Below are 25,600 nucleotides of genomic sequence, written 5' to 3'. Positions count from 1 at the left end.
TCCTTATAATTAAGCTTTTTCATTACTTCCACAAACCATAATTTTGTGTTCAACTACCTTCTTCATAGCTTCTTTTCCAGGTGTCATATATTTTCTTGGATCATTAGCTTCTGGATTTTCTATAAAGTATTTTTTTACTGCATCTGAAAATGGTATTTTTAAATCAGTTGCTACATTTACTTTACATATTCCAAGTGCTATTGCTTTTTTAACTAATTCATCTGGTACATCGGAGGCTCCATGTAAAACTAATGGCACATCTACAAAGTCTCTTATTTCCTTCAATCTATCTAAATCTAATTTTGCTTCTCCCTTGTATAATCCATGTGCTGTTCCAATTGCTATAGCTAATGAATCTATTCCTGTTTTTTCTACATATTCCTTTGCTTGCTTTGGATTAGTATACTTACTATCCTTTTCATCTACTATTAAATCATCTTCTTGTCCACCTAATCTACCAAGTTCTGCTTCAACTGTTGCATCATATTTATGTGCATATTCAACTACTTTTTTAACGGTTTCTATATTTTCTTCAAATGGCGCATGAGAAGCATCTATCATTGTTGACTTAAATCCTAAATCTACAAAGTGCTTTATTTCATCTATTACTTCAAAGTGATCTAAATGTATTGCTATTGGAATATTATATTTTTCGGCTGCTACTTCTGCCATGGCAACTATAAATTCTCCTCCTGCATATGCAATAGTTGATGGTGTTCCTGCTAGTATTACTGGTGATTTTAATTCTGCTGCTGTTTCTACAACTACTTCTAATGTCTCTAAATTATGAATGTTAAAGGCTGGTACTGCATAGCCTTCTCTTTGAGCTTTATTTAGCATTTCCCTTGTTGATAGTATTTTAGTCATGATATTCACCTCTATCCCATTTATCCATAAACTCATCAAAATAATGCTCATCACCATTTGCATAATCTTTTTCTATCATATTATTTAATTTTTCTACCATTGCTATATTTTCCTCTGTAGGATTAAACTTAGTTTCAAGAAATACATCTATTATGTTTTCCATAAGTCCAAGTCCAGTTATTCTTCCACCAAATCCTAATATATTTATATTTAAATTTTCTTTTGAATATCTTGCTGTTTCTATATCTCTAACTAATGCAACTCTGGCCCCCTTTATCTTAGTAGCTGCATTAGTAATTCCTACACCAGTTCCGCAAATAACTATTCCTAAATCTGCTTCTCCATTAACTACTTTTTCAGCAGTCTTCTTTCCATATATAGGGTAGTGAGTTCTTTCTTTATCATAGGTCCCGTTATCTATAACTTCATATCCCTTTGATTTTAAATATTCAACAACACTATCTTTAACCTCTGTTACTATATGATCACAACCAACTGAAATAATCATTTTTTCCCCTCCTATGCCATCTTATTTAACATATCTACTCTTATTTGATGTCTTCCACCAGAATAATTAGATAAAATAAATTTATCTGTTATTCTTTTTGCTATTTCTAGAGCTGTTACCTTGGAGCCAATTGCAATTATTGAAGTATTATTATGATCTCTAGTCATCTTTGCAGAATGTTCATCTGCAACCTGTGCGCATATTATTCCCTTATGTTTTGTACACACATTAAAAGAACCTGTTCCATATTCATCTATTACTATTCCCTTTTCACCTTCATTATTAAGAATAGCTTCTGCTACTAAATTTGAGGAGTCATAAAAATCTAACTTTTTTCCTTGTGATTTATCTATTACATCATATCCCTTTTCTATAAGATATAATTTTATAGAGTCTTTAAAATCCTTGCTTTTATAATCTGATGAAATAATTATTTTCATAAAATACCTCCTACTTTAGATTTAATCTTTCTAATTGTTCTTCTGGAGCATCCATTTCCTTTAATGCTCGTATCATTAGTCTTTTATATTTATTTTCTAATTCATTATCTTTAATAGGTTTTGTTTGATAATAATCTTCAGCTATATTAAACAACTTATTCTCACTTGTATACTCTAATGCATTTTCTACGTTATCAAGAATTGAAGGATTATTAATCTTTATTTTATATACAGGATAATTTGTTCTATTAATAAATCTTCCCATCTCTATTTCTTCTTGATTTTCTTTTCCTAAGTACTTTCTTATAGTTGTAGGAATACAAGTATATTCATAACAAGGTTTATTTTCCTTATTAGGAGCTCTAAAGTATGTATACTCTCCATCTGTTATATTTACAGCTACTCCATGATATCCATACAACGCATAATCTCTTTTATACTCTTTTCCATCAACTATATTCCTCCAAGAAAATCCTTGTACATCTTTTGGGATATCTATATCAGAATAATCTAAAACCGTTGGCATAATATCTATATTTTGAGTTAATAAATTAATTCTCTCTCCAGCCATCTTTCCATTTGGGAATCTTACTAATAATGGTATATGGGCCAATTCATTGTACATATGCATATAATTTTTCCCAAAATAGTTCCTTTCCCCTAAGAAGTATCCATGATCTGTTGTAACTATAATCAATGTATCATCATATAAATTTAAATCCTTTAATTTCTTAATTAACCTTCCAAAATGTTTATCTGTCATTGTAAGTAGTGCAGCATATCTTTTATTTATATACTCTAATGCATCTTTTGGTACATCTACTTCCTTATAATTAGGTATCTCAAAGTAAGGTCCATCATATTTACAATCATAAAGTTCCATGTACTCATCAGGAACATCAAAAGGTTCATGAGGATCAAAGGTTTCTACCATCAAGAAAAAGTCATCGTGATCCTTATTATCTTCTAACCAATCACAAGCTGCACTAAAAGTCTTTGGAGTAGGATACTCCTCCTCATGTCTATCCCATTTTGTCCTATTCCATTGATATTGCCTTCTAAGTTTTCCATAATAATCTTTAGGCATAAATGATGGATCATCTATTCTAGATATCCATGGATCTCCTTCCTGTCCTCTATAAAAATCCCAAGTTGTAAACTGTTGAACATATCCTTCTCCACCTAGTCTAAAGTAATGAGGATGATCTGTTACAATGTGGCTAAATACATCTTTTTCAGCTAAAACTTTAGGTAATGTTATGTCGAAGGGCTCTATAGGTCCCCAAGATCTTTCTAAGAAATTAAGCCTTCCTGTAAGTATATCCCTTCTTGCTGGCATACATGGAGCAGAACCAACCCAATGATTATCAAAAGTAGTGGCTTCCTTAGAAAAGTTAGTTATGTTCGGCGTTCTTACCCAAGTATTTTCGTTGTAAACTTCCATCATCTCTCTTTTTAAAGTATCCATTAAAATTACAACTGTCCTCATTCCATATCCTCCTATCTAAAATTTCCATCATAGAGATAGTGTTCTCGCACAATGTAAAATGAATTACATCAATAATTCTACATTTTTAATAAGGAGCTCCTACTGCAGCTCCATAAATTTATGTTAAACGATTATTCCTAACATAGATAAGATTACAGCTATTATTAAAACTCCGAATATAATCCATACTGCATTCTTACCATTAGATTTCTTTAATAAGTAATAACATACAACAGTAACTAATAATGGAACTAAGTTAGGCATAACCTTATCAAGCATTTCTTGCAACATAAGTGGATTTTCACCAGCTGATATCTGAACTCCTAATGTTGCTTTTACAGTTGTAGCAATTAATCCTCCAACAACTATTATTCCTAATACGTTAGCCATATTTGCTAATCTATCAAATACACCCTTACCATTATCTTCCTTACCCAATACTTCTATTCCTTTTGAATAACCTTTAGTTAATCCAAAGTATTTTAATGGGAAGTATAAGCAATTAATCATTAAGAACATCATTATTGCTCCAAATATACTTCCATCTAAAGCAAAGGCTGCTCCTATAGAACCTGCAATTGGCATCCAAGTAAAGTTAAGCAAACTATCTCCAATTCCAGCGAAAGGTCCCATTAAACTTGTTTTCATAGCAATAACTGATTCTTTTTGATCTTCGTCAGTTGTTTCTTCCATGGCAGATACTATTCCTAAGATAAATGGCATAGCTATTGGATGTGTATTAAAATATTCTAAATGTCTTTTCATTGCATTAACTTTTTCTTCTTTTGGTCTATCCTTATACAATTTCTTTAATACTGGTTTTAATATATATACAGTACTTAAGCTTTGCATTCTTTCATAGTTATGTGACATTTGACATAATTGTGATCTCCAAAATACCTTCATTAACTCTTTTTTAGTAATTAAGTTTGCCATTATAAATCCCAACCTCCTTCTTCAGAATTATCAACCTCTACTGTTGAAACATTTACAGTTGTTTCTTTTTCTTTCTTAGCCATTATTAAATCGTATATTCCAGCAAAACATGCACCTATTAATGCTAATGCTAGTGTTGGAAGTCCTAAATAAGTTGTTAATGTAAATCCTAATACTAAGAACATCCACATATTCTTTTTAAGCATCATAGTCAATAACATTGCTATACCAACTGCAGGTATTACTTTTGATGCAACTGTTAATCCAGTCATAACACTTGCTGGTATAAATGCCATAATTGAATCGATTGCACTAGCACCTAAAAATACTGCTATAAATGTTGGAAATGCTCTACTTAAAAATATAAGTCCAGCCCCCATATATTGTAGTTTATCTATTTTATCAAAATCTCCTGTTTCAGCAATTTTATCTGCCTTGTGTACTAAAGATATACTAAATGTCTTACATAACATATCAAGTTGTTGAACTAAAAGTGATACTGGTATTGCTATTGCTATTCCTGCTGCTTCTCCTCCACCAGATAAAATACCTATTGCTACTCCTACTACAGATCCTGAAATAACATCAGGTGGTACATAGGTTCCTACATTATTTACACCTAACCACATTAACTCTAAAGTAGCTCCAATAATAAGTCCTTGTCTTAAATCCCCTAAAATAAGTCCAGTAATAGCTCCTGCTAGTAAAGGTTTTCTAAATCCTAAGTGTGGTCCATATTGGTCCCAAGCACATATGCCTGCCCATATAGCAACTAATATAGCTTTAATTAACATATACTACTCTCCCCTTTTTTTATTTTTTATATAATATCTTTCATATAAATAACATCATCTTTAGGAACCATTTGTATAAATACTTCAACCCCCATATTTATAATTTCCTTAAATGCATTTTCTTCTTCTGGAGTTACTGAAATTGATTTTGTTAATCTCTTTCTTGTTTCGTTATATCTCATTCCGCCAGCATTTAATTTTGCTATTTCTAAGCCACCTTTCATAACCTTTAAAACATCTATTGATGTAGTAAATAATAGTAATGTTGCCTTTTTAATAGGATTTTTCTTAATAACTTCTATAAATTGATCTACTCCAAAAACTAAAACTCTTACTCCTGAAGGTGCTGCTAATCCTACTACTGATTTTTGAACAGGATCATTAGAAACCTTGTCATTAATAATAAGCACTTGTTCTATATTGTAGTCCCCAATCCAAGTTGAACAAACTTGTCCATGTATAAGTCTGTCATCAATTCTAACTAATTTAATACTCACTTAAATCTCCCCTTTATTTTTTTATAAAGCTATTTCATCTTCATTTAATTTATTTAAAACCTTATCACTTATACTTATAAAAGTTTCACTATGTACTTTTTCAAGGTTTAATTTAACTTCATTTAAAGGTTTATCTCTATTTAATAATAGTTCTAATAATACGGGTAAATTAAATCCTGTATAAGCTGTTAGCTTTTTACCACTTAATATTAATCTTGAAGTAGCATTACAAGGCGTTCCCCCAAATATATCAGTTAATATAATTACTTCTCTTCCTTTGCTTAAAACATTGTAAGAATCCTCTAGTTCCTTTATAACATCTTCTAAATCTTTATCATCTGTTACTGAAATAACCTTATAATTTTCTTGTTTTCCTATAATCATTTCAGCACTATCCATTGCATATTTTGCAAAGTATCCATGGCTAATTAATATAACTCCTATTTCATTCATTTCCTCATCCTCCTCTTGCCATTATTTATAGCAAATATCATGCCAAATTCTAAAACCTATTATTTTTCAAGACGGTAATACTCTTTAATACTCTTTTTTTATAATAAATACTTTTTACTAATACTATTTCAATACTCTTTTAAAAACTCATATAATAACTACAATTAGAAATTCACTTGTTTTTTTTATTAGTTGATTTTAAGATATAGATATAGAGGTACTAAAACATTTACATAATTCTTAATGTCACAAAGGAGGATTTTTATGAAAAAAAATTTAAGCTTGATGATTAAACCCTCTTCAAGTAAATGCAACTTAAAATGCAAATATTGTTTTTATAATTCTATATCTGATGCTAGAGAGATTAAAGATTATGGGTTTATGCAGGAAGATACAGTAAAAAAAATATTAGATAGAGTTTTTGAATATTGCAATGGTGGTAATTGCTCAATAGCCTTTCAAGGTGGTGAACCACTACTTGTGGGAATAAACTTCTATAAAGAACTTATTGACTACATAAAAACAAATAATATCAATGGTACAAGCTTCTCCTTTGCATTGCAAACTAATGGAACTCTTATTAATAATGAATGGGCAAGTTTTTTTAATGAAAATAATTTTCTAATAGGTATATCCTTAGATGGAAATAAAGATTTGCACAATTTAAATAGAGTAGATTATTTAAATAATGAGTCTTTTAATAGAGTTATGAAGGGAATACATATACTAGAAGAGTATAATGTAGAATATAATATACTAACAGTTATTACTTCTGCTTTATGCAAAAAAATAGAATCTACATATAAATTTTATAAAAAGAATAATTTTAATTATCTGCAATTTATTCCTTGTTTAGAGCCATTAGAAAACTCTGATATGAATCTAAGTAGCTTCTCTATAACCCCTTCTCAATATGGTGATTTTCTAATTAAACTTTTTGATCTTTGGTACGATGATATTCTATCTGATAAATATATAAGTATAAGATTATTTGATAACATTTTAGGATTATTCTTTAACCAAGATTATGAGGCATGTGAAATGAAAGGAATATGCTCATGTCAGCATATTATAGAAAGTAATGGAGAAGTTTATCCTTGTGACTTTTACACCTATGAATCTTATAGTATCGGAAATATATTAGAAAACTCCTTTGAAGATATTCATAAAAATAAAAATACATTAGAATTTATCAATTCATCAAAAAATATAAATGATAAGTGTAAAAATTGTGCTTATTTCACTTTTTGCAGAGGTGGTTGCAGAAGGCATAGAGAAAATCAAAAAGATAACCTAAATTACTTCTGTGAATCATATTATAAATTTTACTCATATTCCTTAGATAAATTAAAAAATGTAGCACTTAAAATTCAAAGAGAGAATTTTAGGAGGTAGATCTAGTTGTTACGTATTGAAATGATAAAAAATTATATTTACAAATTTTGCTCTAATTTAACTGTGGAAGACATAATAAACAATCCCTATATAGGTATTTCATCCTTAGACTTATCTGAAAATTTAGACATATTAAGAAACAATGCATCTTCTGATTTAAATAAATTACATAAAGATGGCATTCTTATTAAAATAAAAGGTAAGCCAACAAAATATTTTTATAAAGATCATTTAGAAGAACTATTTAATATAAACTTATTTGATTCATCAATTGAGTGCTTATCTTTAATGGAATTAATTAATATAGAAGAAAATAATATTAAGCTTTCTCCTGTATTACCAAAAAATAATGATATAGATCCCTTTAATAAATTAATTGGTGCAAATAATAGCCTTGCCCCAATTATAAAATTAGCTAAATCATCTATTTTATACCCTGGTGGACTTCATACATTACTTTTAGGGGAATCTGGAGTAGGTAAAAGTCTTTTTGCTGAACTTATGTACGAATATGGACTAATTAACAACATCTTTTCAAAGGATTCTTCATTTGTTGTTTTTAACTGTGCAGATTATGCAAATAACCCAAATTTATTGGTATCTCAACTTTTCGGTTCTGTAAAAGGTGCATATACTGGTGCAGAATCTGACAGGAGAGGTTTAATAGAAGAGGCTAATAATGGAGTTTTATTTTTAGATGAAATTCATAGACTTCCGCCAGAAGGCCAGGAAATGCTCTTTTTATACATAGATAAAAAGAAGTTTAGGAGACTTGGAGAGGTATCTTCTGAAAGAACTTCCAATGTATTAATTATTGCTGCAACTACTGAAAATCCAAATTCTATGTTGTTAACAACCTTTATAAGAAGAATTCCTTCAATAGTAAAAATTCCAAATTTAAATGATAGAAGCTTAAGTGAAAAACTTATGTTAATAACATCCCTTTATGATAATGAAGCAAAAAAGATTAACATGCCTATAATTGCTACTAAAGACTGTCTAGCAGACTTAATGCTTTATAACCCTAAAGGAAATATAGGACAACTATCTAGTGATATTCAACTTTCAGTTGCAAGATCTTATCTTGATAGTAGGATGAATAATCTAGACAAGGTATATATAACCAAAGATTCATTTCCATTATATACAAATAATTCACTTACTAATATAGATATATCAACTAGACAAAAGGTAGAATTACTTCTAGACAGAGATGAGTATAGATTTTTACCTAAATTAGACTTTAATAAAAAAATTACTACTCCATCCTATGATTTTCTTAGATTCTTTAATTCTCAATTGAAAGAAAATAAAGATATTAAAAAAGCTTTTTATGATTATACTCAATTAATAGCAAAAAGTTTTGCATTACAAAATATATTTCCTGACTTTATAGATGATGAAATATCTGAAATAGTTACTACATTATCTGATATATTATATGAAGACTTAAACTTAATTATTGATAAAAGTTCTTATATAGCTCTAGCATTATATCTTAAGAATTTAAAAGATTGTGATAGTATTATTTGCCACTCATCTCCTTCTACTATTGAATTAAGTGAAATACCTTCTGAAATACAAAATATATCTAAAAAACTTATAAAAATATTAGAAGGAAGATTTAATATTTATTGTCCGCCATCAGAGTTAAATAACCTTATGATAATAATAGATTCATTAAAAACAAAGGAAGTTTTTGAACCTGTAGGAGTTATGATTGCTGCACATGGAGATTCAATAGCCAGTGATATTGCAAAAGTTGCTAATGATTTACTTAGTATTAACTTTGCTTTATCTGTAAATATGCCTCTTAGTGAAAACACAAATAATATATTATCCTTGATAATAGAAAATTTAAGAGGTAAAAGTTTTAAAAGGGGATTAATTCTTTTTGCAGATATGGGTTCATTAACTAATCTAGATGAAACAATAAAAAAGGAGACTGGCATAAATGTAGTAACATTACAATCAATAAATATTCTTTTAGTTATAGAAGCTATAAGAAAATCAATATTTTTAAAAAATGATTTAGAAGACATCTTACGTGATTTATTATGTACAAACAATAAACTTAATTATTTCTTTAATAAAAAAATAGAAAATTATCTTTCTATTAACAAAAAAAATGTTATTTATACTGTTTGTAATTCTGGTGAAGGTATTGCAAATTACTTAAAGAATAGCATAGAAGATTTATTAAAAACTTATAATATCTTTAATGTGGAAATAATTCCTTTAAATATAGAAAATAAGAAGAAGCTACGAGATATTATTAAACAAACTTCAGTAGATAAAAGACCTCTTGCAATAATAGGTAGTATAAATCCAGAAAACAGTGAAGTTCCATTTATATCTCTTGAAGATATTCTTTTAAATTCTGGAATCAACAAACTCTTAAATCTCTTAGGAATAAATGAAGAAATTTCAACAAATAAAATGGTAAAAACTATAACAAAAGATATAACAATTAATATTACTTGTGATGCAGTTAATAAATATTTAACTATTCTTTCTAGTGATAAAATTAAATCTTCTATACTGGATTTTATTAATACTATAGAAGCTGAATTGAATATAATTATGACTAACTCTAGCCTTAGTAAAATATTTATTCATATTTCATGCTTAATAGAAAGGCTTTTACTTAAGGATTTTATTTTAACATCTAATGAAGAGATATCTTCTTACAAAAAAAGAAATGAAAAATATATTTCTATAATTGAAAAAGCGTTCACTTTAATTATAGATACCTTTAATATATCAATTCCTGAAAATGAGTTGTATTTTATATGTGAAATCGTAAAAGAATCTGAAAAACAAAGTAAAAAAATATAAGTAGAGATATTAAGATCTCTACTTATATTTTTATTTGCTTTCTATCATTGAAGAATTTCTTATAACTTAAATATGTTGCCATCATTACAGAGAAAGAAGTTGATGAAATCATCATAAAAGTAACCATTATTTGAAACTTAACTGCTAGTAATGGGGAAGCCCCTCCTAATATTAATCCTGTCATCATTCCTGGTAAGGATACTATTCCTAAGGTTTTAGCTGAATCTATGCTTGGCATAATAGAAAGTTTAATACTTTCTCTAATTATATCTTGAGATGCATCCTTTGTATTTGCCCCTAAAGCTAATTTAATTTCTACTGCTGTTCCATTATTTTTATAACTATTAATTAGATTTTTATAGGCTAATGACAATGCTACCATTGAGTTACTTACTACCATTCCAGCTACTGGTATAATCTCACTAGGAATAAATTTTATAGCTTTAGATAATACTAAAACACCTAAAGTAATACTTGTACCAATTAAAATTGAAATAAAGGAAATAAATAGTTGATTCTCTATTATTTCTTTCTTTTTTCTAGTATTTAATGCTGCATTAAATACCATTACTATAATTAAAATAATAGTAAATATAGGCTTTTCAAGACCAAAGATAAAGTTTAATAAATAACCTACTATTAAAAGTTGAACTATAGCTCTTATCATACTAAAAATTATTTCTTTTTCTAAATCTAATTTATCTTTATAAGAAATAAAAACAGGAATTGCTACTAGTATAGATGATAATATTAATGATTCTGTACTCATCCTATAACACCTCTACCTTCTCTATCTTTCCATTTTTCATCGCTACTCTTTTATTAAAAATCCTTTTACTCTGTTCATTATTATGAGTAATCCATAATATAGTTACTCCTGAATTATTTAATTCTTTTATATAATTTTCTACTATAACAGTATTATCATTATCTAGAGCTGATGTCACTTCATCTAACAATAAAATATCTGGAATAAATATTAAACTTCTAATTAGAGAAATTCTTTGTTTTTCTCCACCTGATAGTAAATTTATATCCTTACTTAAATAGGATTCATCTAAATTGAAAATGTTAAGAAGCTCTATTATTCTCTTTTTATCTATTTCTTTATGCCTTATTTTAAATGGAAATTCTAGATTTTCCTTTACTGTATGTCCAAAAAGATATGGTAATTGTGTACAATAACTTATCTTTCGCCTAAGGTCTATTGGGTCATATGACATATAGTTTTTTCCAATATATTTTATTTCACCCTTAGAAGGAGATATTAAATCTGCTAAAAGTCTAAGGAATGTACTTTTTCCTCCTCCAGATCCCCCCACAATTGAAATGCAGTCTCCCTTATTAACCCGTAAGCAAATGTCATCAATAATAATATTATCTTTATCCTTAAAAGTTACATTTTCTATATTTAATATATCCACCATGCCTCACCTCATAACAATTTCATCAATATCGTAATTCAATATCGTAATATGATAATACCATATTTTAATTATATTTACAAACTTATGGTATAAATCTTTCTTATTTATTAAATAAAAAAAGGAGTTATTAACTATAACTCCTTAACTACATAATTTCACCAACTAATATTTTTAAATTTTTCTTTAATTCTATTAGAAGTTGATTCCCCTTTTCTGTAGTTTTATAATACTTTCTTACTTTTCCATTAACTATTTTATCTTCTTTTTCTAATAGTTCTTCATCTACCATAAGCTTTAATATGGGATATATTGTTCCTGGACTAACTGTATAACCATGTTCCTTAAGCTCTTCTATCATCCAGCTTCCATAAAAACTTCCTTCACTTCCATGATGCAAAATATGTATATATATCAGACCATTAAATACTTTTCTTATTATTTGATTCTTCAAAGCTCCATCCCCTTATTTAAACTTAATAAGTAATAATATTATAATTCATTATGTTATTTGTTACAAAAATATTTATATACTAAAAAAATTAAATCTTCTTCTCTTTAATTCTTTCTATTAGCGCCTTGATATTTTCTTCTATTTTTTTTGCAATATCAATAAATTCTTCATCAGATTTACCAGTAGGGTCATCAAGTCCCCAATCCTCTATATGATTAGCTAATACAACTGGGCATACAACATTACATCCCATTTTTATTACTATATCTACCTTTGGTATATCGCTAATTAACTTAGACTTTTGACTTTCATTCATATCTATTCCATATAGTTTCTTAATTATTCTTACTGCATCTTGATTAATCTCTGGTTTAGTTTCAGTTCCTGCTGAATAACTTTCAAAAACATCTTCCCCGTATAATTTTCCTAGTGCCTCAGCCATTTGAGATCTACAAGAATTATGGACACAAATAAATGCTACCTTTTTCTTCATTTTTATTCTCCTTAAATTAACTTCATTCTATTCTTTTACTTTATTATCAATATAGATTGTTATCAATACCTTGTCAATAAATTCAGGCCTTCTAAACTCTTTAAATAAAAAAGCTCGGTAAAATACCGAGCCTCTACTATAACTATTACTTCTTACTTATTAACTATTAACTATATTATTTACTTCTTCTCTTAGCTAGTTCATATAATGTATGCACTGGAGCACCTGTTCCACCCTTTACTCCTAAGTTACTATTACTTGAAGTCCACGCTGTTCCAGCTATATCTAAGTGTAACCAAGGCTTGTCTTGAACGAAAGCTTCTATAAATAATCCTGCAGTTATTGTTCCTGCATATCTTCCACCACTGTTCTTTAAGTCTGCTATATGAGATTCAATTAATTTCTTATAATCATCAAAAGCAGGTAATTGCCACATCTTATCTCCAGTATATTCTGAAGCTGATTTTAATTCATTATAGAACTCATCATTGTTAGTTACTACTGCTGTAGTAGTTTCACCTAAAGCAACTAAAGCTGCACCTGTCAATGTTGCTAAATCTATAACTTCATTAACATTTTCCTTTGTAATTATATAATGAATAGCATCTACTAAAGTTAATCTTCCTTCAGCATCTGTATTATCTACTTCTATAGTCTTACCAGCCATTGAGCCTATTACTTCACCTGGCTTGTATGCATCACCAGAAACTAAATTTTCACAAGATGCTACAACTGCTACTACATTAAGCTTTAGTCCTCTTTTTGCAATTATAGACATTGCTCCTATAACTGAAGCTGCACCACCCATATCTGATTTCATATCTTTCATACTATTGCTTGGTTTAAGTGAATATCCACCTGAATCATAAGTTAATCCCTTACCTACAAGTCCAAGAACAGTTTCCTTATTATCTTTATCTCCAAAGTATCTCATAACTATAAGTTTAGGCTCCTTAGAAGAACCCTTTGCAACATTATAGAAAGCTTCCATCTTTAAAGCTTTTATTTCTTCAACTCCATGAACTTCTACTTCAAATCCACTTTCTTTACCAACATTAACTGCTGCTTCTGCTAAAGTTTCTGGATAAATTACATTTGATGGTTCATTAACTAAGTTTCTTGCAATTATTATTCCCTTAGCTATTTCAACACCTTCATTTATTGCATCTTCTATTTCTTTTGTAGCTTCTTTTATTCCACATCTAGAAATTGAAACATTTAATTCCTTTTCTTCTTTAGCATCAGTCTTATACTTATTGAATGTATAATTAGCTAATTCAGCTGAAGTTGCCATAGCTTTTATTAATTCTTCAAGTTTTATATTTTCAGTATGAGGAACTCTTAAGAATATATTTGTAAGGCCTAATTCCTTTATCTTTTTTATTCCCTTTCCTGTTGCTTCTCTAACTTTATCTAAATTTAATTCTTCTTCCTTTCCTAAGCCAACTAATACTACAGTTTGAATAGTTTCATCACTTGGTCTTGTGAAAGTATATACTTCTCCATTTTTTCCATTGAATAATTCTTTTGCTTCTGCAAATTTTATATTTTTATTTAACTCTTCATTTGATACTTGTAATTTACCTTCTAATAGGTAGATGACTAAAGCATCTGCTGTTGAACAAGTTAAACTTCTATAGTTTATACTCATTTAATCACCTCATTTTAACTTCCTTTTACTCATAATACCACTATTAGAAAATCTATTCAATGGATAATAATTATTATTTACTTTATTTTTTGAAAATTTATTATTTTTTATGTATAAAAATTTTTACATTGTTAATAATACTAATGTAGATACAAAAAACCTGTTTATACAGGTCCCATCCCCCATTTATTTATAAAGCGCTTCGGCGCTTTTTTATTTTTCTATTTTATGTAAACTTATTAATTTAGTGATATAATTTTAGATATAAATTATAAAAACGGAAAGGGTTAAAAATATATGAAATTAATAAGAAATTTGAAAGTGACTATAGTTTTCTCATTACTTCTAGCATTTATGTTCATCTCTAATGGATGCTCTGGAGTTAGTAAGGCAGAGAAAACTTTTAATACTTTCACTGAAAAATGGGCAGAAGCTGACTATTCATCTATGTATCAAATGTTAACTAATGAATCTAAAGAATACATATCAGAAGAAGATTTTGTTTCAAGATACACTAATATATTTACGGCTATAAATGCAAATAACTTATCTTTTGAAACTAATGGTGAGCCTTTAAAAGAAGATGGAAATATAACAATCCCATTTAAATTAAAGATGAACTCTATAACTGGAGACTTATCTCTTGAGGATTATAAATTATCTGTTATTAAAGAAGACAAAGAATATAAAGTAAAATGGGATGAAAGCTTAATTTTCCCTAATATGATAAAGGATGATAAGATTAGAGTTTTAACAACCCAAGCTAAAAGAGGTAATATTCTTGATAGAAATGGAAAGGTATTAGCAGAAGATGGTACTATTTATACAGTAGGTATTTATCCTTCTAATTTTAATAAATCAAATATAGAAGCTAAGATTACTGAAATTGCTAATGCATTAGATATAAGCGAAGATAATATTACCACTAAACTAGAGGCTAATACTAATCCTGAGCACTTTATTCCTCTTGTAGATATATTAACTACAGATCCAAAGATATCTACTTTAAAAAATAGAGATGATGATGGAATACTCCTTCAAGAAAAAGTAGGTAGAATTTATTATGGTGGTGAAGCCTTTGGTAGACTTATTGGATATATAGGAAGTATTACTGCTGAAGAGTTAGAAGCAAATTCAGACAAGGGTTATAATGATACAAGCCTTATTGGTAAAGCTGGCTTAGAACAAGTGTATGAAGATACCTTAAGAGGTACAGATGCTGGTGAAATTTATATAGAGCGTGGAATGGAAAAGATAAGTATATCTAGTACTGAAGTTGTAAACGGAAAAGATATTAAATTAGCAATTGATTATGATCTTCAAAATAAAATATATAATGAAATGTCTGGAGAAAAGGGAGCTGCTACTGCTGTTAATCCTAAAACTGGAGAAGTTATAGCTATGGTAAGTGCACCTTCATATGATTCAAATACTTTTACTACTTATATAAGTAAAACTCAAAAAGCTAAATGGGAAGAAAATAATCATGCAGACGAAATAAATAGATTTAATAAAGCTTATGCTCCTGGCTCTACTATGAAGCTATTAACTTCAATAATAGGTTTAGAAAATGGTGTTATAGATCCAAATGAAGCCAAAGATATTCAGGGATTAAAATGGCAAAAGGATAGTTCTTGGGGTGATTATAAAGTTACTAGAGTAATAGATCCTGGAAAAGCAGTAAACTTAAAGGATGCTGCCAACTATTCAGATAATATTTACTATGCTCAAGTAGCATTAGACCTGGGAAGTGAAAAATTTATTAATGGTCTTAAGGGCTTTGGTATAGGAGAAGAGTTAACCTTCGAATACCCAATGGAAGCTTCACAAATTTCTAATGATGGAGAGTTAAATAGAGATATACTTATAGCAGATACAGGATATGGACAAGGTGAAGTTATGGTAACACCACTTCATATAGCATTATTCTATAGTACCCTATCAAATGAAGGTAATATGATGCAACCTAGATTAGTTATAAGTGAAAGTCCAGAAGCAAAAGTATGGAAAGAAAGCTTAATATCACAAAATAACTTACCAATTTTAATTGATGCATTTACAGCTTCTGTTAATGATGCTGGGGCTACTCTTCCTGATGGAGCTGTTCCTGGACATAGAGTTGCTGGAAAATCAGGTACTGCCGAAATAAAGGCATCTCAAGATGATGCAAATGGAACTGAAAATGGATGGTTCGTTTCTACAGACCCAGATTCATCTAAAATTTCAATTTCTATGATAATTGAAAATGTAAAAGATAGAGGAGGTAGTCATGTTACTATACCTAAAGTAAGAAATGTTATGGAGTATTACCTTAATAGGTAAGATGGAATAGTTAAGAGGTAAGAGTTTAAAATTGCTTTGTATGTTGCAGGATATTTAATGTATTAAAGAAATATAATTCTAAGTTAATTATTAAAAGGTTATGTACTAAAATTAGTACATAATCTTTTTATTTACATATAATACCACTTGAATTAAAATTATATTATCTTTTTAGGGGGATTATTTTATGAAAAAATCTAAATTGTTATTTTCTTTAATTATTATAAGTAGCTTATTTTTACTGTCATGTACAAAAGATAAATCTATAAAGCCTAACTCTCCAGTAAATACTTCTATTATAATTAAAAACTATATTGATGCTGGGAATTATGAGGCTTTTAAAGATCTATTTAGTGACGGTCTTGAAAATTCAATATCTAAAGAAGATTTTAAAAAGCTTAAAGATATTTCAACTGCAGGTAGTACACATAGCTTATATAATATTATCACTTTTGAAAATGGAGAAATGCTTTTAGTTAAGCTTTATCAAATTGAAGCTACTAGTGAATATAAAGTAGAATCAGTTATACAAATTCCCGAAGAATTCAAAACTTTATTTACACAAGAATAGAAACATTTCATAAAAAACACCCCAAAAATGTTATATATTTATATCTAACATTTTTGGGGCTCTTATATGCTTAAGAGACTTCTAAACTCTTACTTTTTACTTATTAGCTCTTACTTTATTATTGCTTTTCCCTCTTCGAATTTATCTATAATTGCTAGAGATTCAACTCTTACGCCCATTCCTTCTAATACACTTCTTCCTTCTTGGAAACCTTTTTCTATTACTATTCCAACTCCAATTAGGTTTGCTTTGGATTGATTAATAATGTCTATAAGTCCTTTAGTTGCACATCCCTTAGCTAAAAAGTCATCTATTATTAATATATTTTCACCTTCATTTAAGAATTGCTTTCCTACTCTAACCTTATATGTTTTATTTTTAGTAAAGGAATGTACTTCTGATTCATATACTTCCTTATCTAAATTTAAACTTTCAGTTTTCTTTGCAAATACAACTGGTACATAATCAAAATATTGTGAAGCAATAGCTGCTATTCCAATACCTGAGGCTTCTATTGTTAGTATCTTATCTATTTTTTCACCTTTAAATCTGTTTCTAAATTCTTTACCAACTTCATTTAAAAACTTTACATCCATTTGATGATTTAAAAAGGAGTCAACCTTTAATATATTTCCTTCTCTAACTTTTCCTTTGTTCATTATCATTTCTTTTAATAATTCCATGTATATTTCTCCTCTACTACTTAATAAATATAGTATTCTAGAAGCCTGTCCTCTTTATATCTTCAGTAATAAAGCCAAAAAATCCATGGCAATATTTTCTTCGTAGTTAGGATATTTACGGTTTCCTAGTAGAAACACTTGAACCATATTTTCAAGCATATACGAATACTATAATATTCTTTTTTTATAATTATAATCTTTTGAATAAAAAAATCAAGTTTAATAAGTTAATATAATTATGTTACCAGTTCTTAAGCTTTCTTGCACATCAATTATTCTTTGATTAGTTGAACCCCTAAACTTTAATCCTTCAATAGCATTATCTTCTTCAAATTTTCCATCAACTAATACATCTAAGTTATATATTAAGTCCTTCCATCCCTTTCTTTTTTCTAAATTATCAAGTATATGTTCAAAGGTATATCCTGTATAACTCCAAATATTTAAGTTTTTCTTCTTAAAAGCTTTAGCCATATAAGCAAATTCTTCAGCTCTTTCAAAGGGATCTCCACCACTAAAGGTTATACCCTTAATCATAGGATTATTATAAACATCTTCTATAAGTTCATTTATATTTTTCTCTTCTCCACCTGAAAAATCGTGAGTTTCTGGATTAAAACACCCCTTACAATTATGATTACAGCCTTGTGAAAAGAATACTCTTCTAATTCCAGGTCCATTAACTAAACTCTCATAGGCTATTCCTGCTAATCTAATGGTATCCTTCAATTATTACATCCCCTTTTCTAAATTCAATCTCTTATTTTTATTTTATCACTATATGACTCAATAATACTCCTACTTCTATTTAAAGATTCTGTTACTCTTATTTTCCCTTCTTCTGTTAAATATAAAGCATCATTAATAGTTGCTGGTACTACTTCATAAAATAGCTTCCCATCCTTTCCATACCAATTAACCCATGTTGGTAAATAAGTTGGATATTCCACTTTTACTTCCCCTGTGTCTTCATTTTTATTAATTTTAACAAAAACAATTACCCCATCTTCAGTATAGGGATTTTCTATTCTTTCAGTCCTTTGACTAGATAAAAAATTTCCCATAGAATAGATAACTGAGGTTTCATGAAAACCATCTTCTGATTTAATAACATCTATTGGTTGCAATGAATGAGGGTGAGTTGCAAAAACTATATCCACTCCATTATTAGCCAAGAATTTAGCTATTTTTATTTGAGTTTCATTAGGCTCTAACTCATATTCATCTCCCCAATGCATATAAAATATTATAACTTCAGCTCCATCTGCTTTCATTTTATCTATTTCTTCTTTCATATTTTGAAAGTCCTCTTCTAAGGAATCTTCTCTAAAAGTATTCATTAGTGGATAAACCTCACTTGATATTGGAGTTCCATTCAATCCCCTAGCTCCTCCTTCACAAGTCATAGTATAACTATAGGATATAACCCCTAACTTTATCCCTTTTACATCCTTTATTATATATCTATCATTATCAGTACTTGGCCTTGTACCTATTATGTCAAACCCATTATTTTCTAAGGTCTCCCTAGTTCTATAAAACCCTCTAATATCTCTATCTAGAGAATGATTATTCATATTATTAACTACATCTATTCCTGACCATTTCATTGCATCTGCTAATTCATCAGGTGCATTAAAGCTAGGATATCCTGAAAATCCATAGTTTTCTATACCTGATAAAGTACCTTCCAAATTCGATATAGCTAAATCAACATTACTTAAATACTCTTTTACATATTGAAGTGTATTTTTAAAATCATAGCTATCACTTTTTACATCATATTGAGTTTCTAATATTTCCTTATGTATTAGAATATCTCCAGTGGCTGCTATTTCTATAGTTTTTATTTTTTCCTTTTCTTCTACTATAGGTTCTCCTTCTTTTTCTGGTGTTTCAATCTTATTATTATTTAATTGTCTTTTTAATGTTTCTAATTTAGGAATATAAAATAAACCTACAATTAGTATTATACAAATGATTACAAATAAACTAAGTATTATTTTTCTCTTCATTTCTCCTCCTAATATACCCTTTGTTTCAATTATATCCCAAAAATTAAAATAAAAATAGCACACAAAATAATGATTTTGTATGCTACTTATATAAATTTTTATCCTGTTATTTTAACATAATTTAATCTTCCGCCTGCTTTTATTACTTTTATCTCTTTTTCTGTTAAATTAATATAAACACTAAAGAAACTTTCATTAGACATATTTTTTACTATAGCTTTTCCATTAACTAAAGCAGATTGAATATCTGTTATTACAAGGTCATCTAAAGGTCCTACCTTTTCATAATCTACCTCTGCTTCAAACTCCATTGGTATTATTCCATTATTAATAAGATTTGCTTTATGAATTCTTGCAAAAGATTTAGCAATTACTGCTCTAACTCCTAAATATAATGGTACAAGAGCAGCATGTTCCCTACTAGACCCTTGCCCATAATTGTTTCCTGCTACTATTATACCCCCATTATTTTCTTTTGCACGCTTAGGAAACTCATTATCAACTGTATTAAAGCAATATTCAGATAAATAAGGAATATTAGATCTAAATGGTAATAACTTAGAATTTGAAGGCATAATATGGTCTGTAGTAATATTATCTCCTAATTTTATTAAAACTTTCCCCACTAAAATATCTCCTAATGCACTATTTACTGGGAATGGTTGTATATTAGGCCCTCTTACTACTTCCACATCTTTTCCATTCTCTGCTGGTTCAATTATCATGGAATCATCTATTAAAAATTCCTTTGGCATTTCTACTGAAATATCTATATTAAATTCCCTAGGATCTGTTAATACTCCATTTATAGCAGAAACTGCTGCAGTTTCTGGACTTACTAAATATACTTTAGCAGTTAGGGTACCACTTCTTCCATAGAAATTTCTATTAAAGGTTCTTAATGATACTCCTTGTGTTCCTGGTGCTTGTCCCATACCTATACATGGCCCACAGGAATTTTCTAATATTCTTGCTCCTGCACTTATTATATCTGCTAGGGCTCCATTTCTAGCTATCATTTCCATAACTTGTCTTGAACCAGGTGCTATAACTAAACTTACATCCTCATGAACTTTCTTACCCTTTAATATTTTTGCAACCTTCATTAAATCTTCATAAGAAGAATTTGTACAACTTCCTATAGCTACTTGATCGATTTTTATTTTACCAATGCTCTCTATTTCTTCAACATTATCTGGGCTATGTGGCTTGGCTGCTAAAGGTTTAAGTTCATTTAAATCTATAGTTATTTCTTCATCATAAACTGCATCTTCATCGGGTTTAAATTCAATCCATTCCGCTTCTCTTCCTTGGGCTTTAAAATATTCTAATGTTTTTTCATCACTTGGGAATATTGAAGTAGTAGCCCCAAGCTCTGCTCCCATGTTAGTTATAGTTGCTCTTTGAGGAACAGATAGAGTTTTAACACCTTCTCCTGTGTATTCAAAAACTCTAGAAACTCCACCCTTAACTGTTAATCTTCTTAAGACTTCTAAAATTATATCTTTAGCTGCTACCATAGGTTGTAGTCTTCCAATTAAATTAATTTTACATACCCTTGGTGTACTTATATAATAAGCTCCACCTGCCATAGCTAATGCAACATCTAGTCCACCAGCTCCCATTGCAAGCATACCTACTCCACCTGCTGTTGGAGTATGACTATCTGAACCTATAAGGGTATCCCCTGGAACCGAAAATCTTTCTAAGAAAACTTGATGACAAATTCCATTACCTGGTTTAGAAAAATAAACTCCATATTTTGATGCTATAGTTTGTATAAATTTATGGTCATCAGCATTTTCAAATCCTTGTTGTAACATATTATGGTCTATAAATGCTACAGATTTCTTAGTTTTAACTCTGTCTATTCCAATAGCCTCTAATTGTAAGTAAGCCATAGTTCCTGTAGAATCTTGAGTTAATGTCCTATCTATTCTTATACCTATCTCTTTTCCAGTTTCAACTGTCCCTTCAACTAGATGACTTTTTAATATTTTATATACTAAGTTGTCCCCCATTATTTATTGCCCCTTTCTTAATTTACACTTTCTTCTTTTAACTTTAAGTATTCTTTATATATCTGTACTAACTCCTTATCAAATAAACTTCTCTTTAATCTTACAGAAGTTGCCCTTACTATTTGAAGGATTGCTTGAGCTGAATTATCATCTAGTTCTATACCATATTCTTTAAACTTATTAAGAATTCCAGCTTTACCAGAATGTTTTCCTATTACTATTTGTCTTTCAAGCCCAACTATTTCTGGATTAAAGGCTTCATAATTCTTTGGATTTTTAATTGCCCCGTCTGCATGAATTCCTGATTCGTGTGCAAACATATTATCACCAACTATTGCCTTCCATGATGGAAGTATTCTGCCTGAAGCTCTTGATACATATTCTGATACTTCTCTAAACATAGTAGTATCTATATTTCCTTTGTAGCCATATACAAACATTAGTGACATTAAAACTTCTTCTAAAGCAGCATTACCAGCTCTTTCTCCAAGACCATTAACAGTAACGCCTACATGAGATGCTCCTCCAACAATACCTGCTACTGCATTTGCTGTTGCCATACCAAAATCATCATGAGTATGCATTTCTATATCAAATTTAGTCTTCTCATAAAGATATTTTATATCATCACATATTTTAAATGGCTCCATTATGCCAACTGTATCACAAAATCTAAATCTATCTGCTCCTGCCTTTTTACCTTCTTCTATAAATTGAACTAAAAATTCTCTATCTGCTCTTGAAGCATCTTCGCCATTTACGGAAACATATAATCCATTTTTCTTAGCGAACTCTACAGACTTAACCATATTTTCCAATACCCATTCTCTAGAAGTTTTAAGTTTGTGTTTAATATGAATATCTGACACTGAAATAGATATAGCTACAGCATCTACTCCACAATCTATAGATTCTTCTATATCCTTTATTACAGCTCTATTCCATGCCATAATACTTGATTTTAAATTTTTCTTTACGATTTTCTTAATGGCTTCTTTTTCGTCTCCACCCATAGTAGGTATACCAACTTCAAGTTGATCTACACCCATATCACTTAACATAGTAGCTATTGTAACCTTTTCATCATTTGCAAAAACTACTCCTGCTGTTTGTTCTCCATCTCTTAATGTAGTGTCTACTATAAAGACTTCTTTGCCATTTTTTATATTTTTCACTGACATAAAATTTCCCCCTTAGATTTATTTTTTTAAACCCTTGCCCCAACTGAAAATTCAGTCTTTTCTAAAAATTATTAATAATCATTTTATCATATATACTCATATCAAACAAGGAAAATCCCATTGATTTATATAAAAATTGCAAGTTTTAATAAAATTATTTCATTTTTATCTATAAAAACATTTTTTTATAACTTTTTTCTTACTTTTTTGCAATAAAAATAAAAAATCTTGCAACTTTAAAAATAAAAGAAGCGAGAACTTCTTTTTAAAAGTATTCTCACTTCTTATATTTATGCATTAAAATACATTATAATTATTTCTTTTACTAGAATGAGATATTCTATCTGCTCTTTCTTCATACTTTCCTGGCCCAAATCTTTCATCTAAGCTTAAATAACCAGTAACTCTTGATACACCTTGAATATCTTCACTGCCACAATTACAACACTTTCTTTCATTGCTATTTAAATATTCTCCGCAATTCTTACAATATCTTATGTGAAAATTAATTCCTAAATAGCTTATATTTGTATTCTTATATGCATAATTTAATATATCCATTATATTTTCTCCAGAAGGTCTATCATCTACTTCTATATAACTTATATGACCAGCATTACAAAGTTTATGATAAGGAGCTTCAATATCTATTTTATTCTTTATTGATATTGGATACTTAACAGGTATATGAAAACTATTTGTATAATAATCTTTATCTGTAACACCTTTTATTATTCCAAATATTTTCTTATCTTGTTTTATAAATTTTCCTGAAAGTCCTTCTGCTGGAGTAGCATAGCAACTCCAATTTAATTTTGTTTCTTCAGTTGTTCTATCTATAAAGCTTCTAATATAACTAACTATTTTTATTCCTAATTCTCTTGCTTCTATAGTTTCACCATGATGATATCCTGTTAGAGCAACTAAAGTTTCTGCTAGTCCTATAAATCCTATTCCCCATGTACCTTGTTTTAGTATTGGTTCAATAGAATCTTCTTGAGATAAGCCTTCAGAGCCTTTTAATAATCCTTGCCCAGCTACAAAAGGTAAATCTTTAACTCTAAGTTTCTTTAAAACACTATATCTATGTAATAGTGATTCCTTAGCTAATTCTAATCTCTTATCTAATATTTGAAAGAATTCTTCTATATTACCCTTTGCTTGCATTCCTATTCTAGGTAAATTTATTGTTACAGGTGCAATATTACCTCTACCTTTACATCCTGGTTCACCATTAACATTTTTCATTAAATAAGTTCTGCATCCCATAGTTGCTGGCATATATCCTGCATCATAGTATTCCTTATTAAAATCTGCATCTATATTCATAAATGTAGGATTCATTCTTTTAGCAGCTACTTCACAGGCTAATTGATATAAATAATGATATTTATCTTCTGGTTCTCTATTTACCCCTTCCTTAACTCTAAAAATTATATTTGGGAAAATAGGTTGTTCTCCTTTTCCTAATCCCTTCTCATATTCCTTTAAAAAGACTTCACAAATTAATGCAGCATCATCTGAATTTGGAATTCCTAAATTAATTGAACTAAAAGGAACTTGAGAACCTGCTCTTGAATGCATTGTATTTAAATTATAAACTATACCTTGCATAGCTTGATGAACTCTTTCTTTAAGTCTTTTCTCTGTTATAGCCTCAATTCTTTCACTATCAATGCCTAGCTCAATAAGTTCATCCTTTATTTCTTTTCTAGTTGGTTCAATAAATATGGATAAGTCATTATCAAAATCAGGATGGGACTGACCACCAAACATATCATTTTGAGAAGATTGAAGTAATATACAAGAAAGCTCCGCAGCTGTTTCAATTCTTCTCGGTTTTTTAATTGTTCCATATCCAGTATTAAATCCTTTTTCAAGAACTTCTTTAGTTGGTATATGAAGACAATTAATTGTTAAGTTATAACTATCTAAATCATGAAAATATAAATCTCCATTTTCATGGGCTTTGGCTAGCTCCTTAGGCATCATTGATAAATTATGCCACTTATTTGATTCAGATGCTATTCTTAATAATTTTGAACTAAAGTTATTTCCCACATTAGCATTATCTCGATCTGTTTCTACCCCGATTTTCTTAATGGCATTCATTAAGTCAGATTTTATTTCTCTAATATGAGTTCTTTCTTTTCTATAGTTAGAGTAAACTGCTTTAATATTTTCATACCCCATATCTACTAAAGATCTCTCAACTATATTTTGAATTTCTTCAACAGTAATATTTATATTTTTTTCTTTTTCAATGTAATTTATTGCTTTTTGTACTATACTTAAAATTTCACTTTCCTTTAGTTTTTCTCCAGTTTCATCCCCAGCCTTTTTAAGGGCATTAGCTATTTTAACAGAATCAAAAGGAACTTCCCTACCGTCCCTCTTTACTACATATAGCATTTCATATACCTCCCTAACACAATATATTGTATGTTCTTAGTTTTAATTATATTACGTATAAATATTCTTTTCAATTGATAAAAACTTAGTATTCAGTAGCTATATAGAAATCCTATGGTATATATTTCTATATTAACCTTTTTTACTAATTTTTAG

At 28.9% G+C, this 25,600-nt stretch carries 23 protein-coding genes and 1 riboswitch; of the genes, 4 read left to right on the top strand and 19 right to left on the bottom strand.

The genetic code is table 11. From position 1 onward, the window contains the following. Positions 1-9 precede the first annotated feature (9 nt). The 8 genes from ACFYH6_RS00860 to ACFYH6_RS00825 form a co-directional block, all read right to left on the bottom strand. Positions 10-867 carry a tagatose bisphosphate family class II aldolase gene (locus tag ACFYH6_RS00860; RefSeq protein ID WP_416179814.1) on the bottom strand — a complete coding sequence of 286 codons (858 nt, stop codon included), beginning with the start codon at positions 865-867 and terminating at the stop codon, positions 10-12. Beyond that, the gene (lacB, locus tag ACFYH6_RS00855; RefSeq protein WP_416179813.1) at positions 860-1,375 is read right to left on the bottom strand and encodes a galactose-6-phosphate isomerase subunit LacB; all 516 of its coding nucleotides are present in this window, start codon (positions 1,373-1,375) and stop codon (positions 860-862) included. Before lacB ends, ACFYH6_RS00860 begins: the two co-directional genes overlap by 8 nt. Positions 1,376-1,386: 11 nt before the next feature. Continuing rightward, positions 1,387-1,815 (bottom strand): galactose-6-phosphate isomerase subunit LacA, encoded by a 429-nt coding sequence (gene lacA / locus ACFYH6_RS00850; RefSeq protein ID WP_316341888.1) that lies wholly within the window; start codon positions 1,813-1,815, stop codon positions 1,387-1,389. A 10-nt stretch (positions 1,816-1,825) separates the two neighbouring features. Continuing rightward, positions 1,826-3,304: a sulfatase gene (locus ACFYH6_RS00845; RefSeq protein ID WP_416179812.1), complete on the bottom strand. Its 1,479-nt coding sequence runs from the start codon at positions 3,302-3,304 to the stop codon at positions 1,826-1,828. Positions 3,305-3,427: 123 nt separating this feature from the next. After that, positions 3,428-4,240 (bottom strand): PTS system mannose/fructose/sorbose family transporter subunit IID, encoded by an 813-nt coding sequence (locus tag ACFYH6_RS00840; protein WP_316341886.1) that lies wholly within the window; start codon positions 4,238-4,240, stop codon positions 3,428-3,430. Beyond that, positions 4,240-5,034 carry a PTS mannose/fructose/sorbose/N-acetylgalactosamine transporter subunit IIC gene (locus ACFYH6_RS00835; protein ID WP_416179811.1) on the bottom strand — a complete coding sequence of 265 codons (795 nt, stop codon included), beginning with the start codon at positions 5,032-5,034 and terminating at the stop codon, positions 4,240-4,242. The genes ACFYH6_RS00840 and ACFYH6_RS00835 overlap by 1 nt, the downstream gene beginning before the upstream one ends. A gap of 26 nt (positions 5,035-5,060) precedes the next feature. Beyond that, on the bottom strand, positions 5,061-5,531 hold the full coding sequence (locus ACFYH6_RS00830; RefSeq protein WP_416179810.1) for a PTS system mannose/fructose/N-acetylgalactosamine-transporter subunit IIB: 471 nt from the start codon (positions 5,529-5,531) through the stop codon (positions 5,061-5,063). Between the two features lie 21 nt (positions 5,532-5,552). Continuing rightward, the gene (locus tag ACFYH6_RS00825) at positions 5,553-5,984 is read right to left on the bottom strand and encodes a PTS sugar transporter subunit IIA (RefSeq protein ID WP_416179809.1); all 432 of its coding nucleotides are present in this window, start codon (positions 5,982-5,984) and stop codon (positions 5,553-5,555) included. Positions 5,985-6,248: 264 nt separating this feature from the next. Between ACFYH6_RS00825 and ACFYH6_RS00820 the strand changes: the two genes are divergently transcribed. Then, positions 6,249-7,379, top strand: a complete 1,131-nt coding sequence (locus tag ACFYH6_RS00820) for an anaerobic sulfatase maturase (RefSeq protein ID WP_416179808.1) — start codon at positions 6,249-6,251, stop codon at positions 7,377-7,379. Positions 7,380-7,385: 6 nt separating this feature from the next. Further along, positions 7,386-10,217 (top strand): sigma 54-interacting transcriptional regulator, encoded by a 2,832-nt coding sequence (locus tag ACFYH6_RS00815; protein WP_416179807.1) that lies wholly within the window; start codon positions 7,386-7,388, stop codon positions 10,215-10,217. Positions 10,218-10,239: 22 nt separating this feature from the next. On the opposite strand, the gene ACFYH6_RS00810 is transcribed toward ACFYH6_RS00815, so the two are convergent. The 5 genes from ACFYH6_RS00810 to ACFYH6_RS00790 form a co-directional block, all read right to left on the bottom strand. Beyond that, the gene (locus ACFYH6_RS00810) at positions 10,240-10,986 is read right to left on the bottom strand and encodes an ABC transporter permease (RefSeq protein ID WP_416179806.1); all 747 of its coding nucleotides are present in this window, start codon (positions 10,984-10,986) and stop codon (positions 10,240-10,242) included. 1 nt (position 10,987) lies between these two features. Beyond that, positions 10,988-11,644: an ATP-binding cassette domain-containing protein gene (locus tag ACFYH6_RS00805; RefSeq protein ID WP_416179805.1), complete on the bottom strand. Its 657-nt coding sequence runs from the start codon at positions 11,642-11,644 to the stop codon at positions 10,988-10,990. A 145-nt stretch (positions 11,645-11,789) separates the two neighbouring features. Next, complete coding sequence (locus ACFYH6_RS00800) at positions 11,790-12,095, bottom strand: PadR family transcriptional regulator (RefSeq protein ID WP_316341877.1); 306 nt, start codon at positions 12,093-12,095, stop codon at positions 11,790-11,792. 88 nt (positions 12,096-12,183) lie between these two features. Further along, positions 12,184-12,588, bottom strand: a complete 405-nt coding sequence (locus ACFYH6_RS00795; RefSeq protein ID WP_416179804.1) for an arsenate reductase ArsC — start codon at positions 12,586-12,588, stop codon at positions 12,184-12,186. A 175-nt stretch (positions 12,589-12,763) separates the two neighbouring features. Next, the gene (locus ACFYH6_RS00790; RefSeq protein WP_416179803.1) at positions 12,764-14,239 is read right to left on the bottom strand and encodes a leucyl aminopeptidase; all 1,476 of its coding nucleotides are present in this window, start codon (positions 14,237-14,239) and stop codon (positions 12,764-12,766) included. Positions 14,240-14,536: 297 nt separating this feature from the next. Here ACFYH6_RS00790 and ACFYH6_RS00785 point away from each other — a divergent pair, with 297 nt between their 5' ends. Beyond that, positions 14,537-16,561: a penicillin-binding transpeptidase domain-containing protein gene (locus ACFYH6_RS00785; protein ID WP_416179802.1), complete on the top strand. Its 2,025-nt coding sequence runs from the start codon at positions 14,537-14,539 to the stop codon at positions 16,559-16,561. Between the two features lie 187 nt (positions 16,562-16,748). Then, positions 16,749-17,132, top strand: coding sequence for a hypothetical protein (locus tag ACFYH6_RS00780; protein ID WP_416179801.1), 384 nt, complete (start codon positions 16,749-16,751; stop codon positions 17,130-17,132). Positions 17,133-17,242: 110 nt separating this feature from the next. Here ACFYH6_RS00780 and ACFYH6_RS00775 read toward each other — a convergent pair whose 3' ends face one another. From ACFYH6_RS00775 to nrdD, 6 genes are all read right to left on the bottom strand, one after another. After that, on the bottom strand, positions 17,243-17,815 hold the full coding sequence (locus ACFYH6_RS00775) for a xanthine phosphoribosyltransferase (RefSeq protein WP_416179800.1): 573 nt from the start codon (positions 17,813-17,815) through the stop codon (positions 17,243-17,245). 83 nt (positions 17,816-17,898) lie between these two features. After that, a riboswitch (purine riboswitch) is annotated at positions 17,899-18,000 on the bottom strand. Between the two features lie 34 nt (positions 18,001-18,034). Beyond that, positions 18,035-18,544, bottom strand: a complete 510-nt coding sequence (nrdG, locus tag ACFYH6_RS00770; protein WP_416179799.1) for an anaerobic ribonucleoside-triphosphate reductase activating protein — start codon at positions 18,542-18,544, stop codon at positions 18,035-18,037. Positions 18,545-18,567: 23 nt separating this feature from the next. Beyond that, complete coding sequence (locus tag ACFYH6_RS00765; protein ID WP_416179798.1) at positions 18,568-19,830, bottom strand: CapA family protein; 1,263 nt, start codon at positions 19,828-19,830, stop codon at positions 18,568-18,570. 98 nt (positions 19,831-19,928) lie between these two features. After that, complete coding sequence (locus ACFYH6_RS00760; RefSeq protein WP_416179797.1) at positions 19,929-21,851, bottom strand: aconitate hydratase; 1,923 nt, start codon at positions 21,849-21,851, stop codon at positions 19,929-19,931. Between the two features lie 17 nt (positions 21,852-21,868). Then, on the bottom strand, positions 21,869-23,032 hold the full coding sequence (gene nifV, locus ACFYH6_RS00755; protein ID WP_316341863.1) for a homocitrate synthase: 1,164 nt from the start codon (positions 23,030-23,032) through the stop codon (positions 21,869-21,871). Between the two features lie 297 nt (positions 23,033-23,329). Further along, positions 23,330-25,444 (bottom strand): anaerobic ribonucleoside-triphosphate reductase, encoded by a 2,115-nt coding sequence (nrdD, locus tag ACFYH6_RS00750; RefSeq protein ID WP_416179796.1) that lies wholly within the window; start codon positions 25,442-25,444, stop codon positions 23,330-23,332. Positions 25,445-25,600 lie beyond the last annotated feature (156 nt).

This window comes from Clostridium sp. HCS.1, assembly GCF_047900555.1.
Lineage (GTDB): Bacteria > Bacillota > Clostridia > Clostridiales > Clostridiaceae > Clostridium.
The sequence above is the reverse complement of the archived record's forward strand: the minus strand, read 5'-3'. Positions and strand labels throughout refer to the sequence as shown.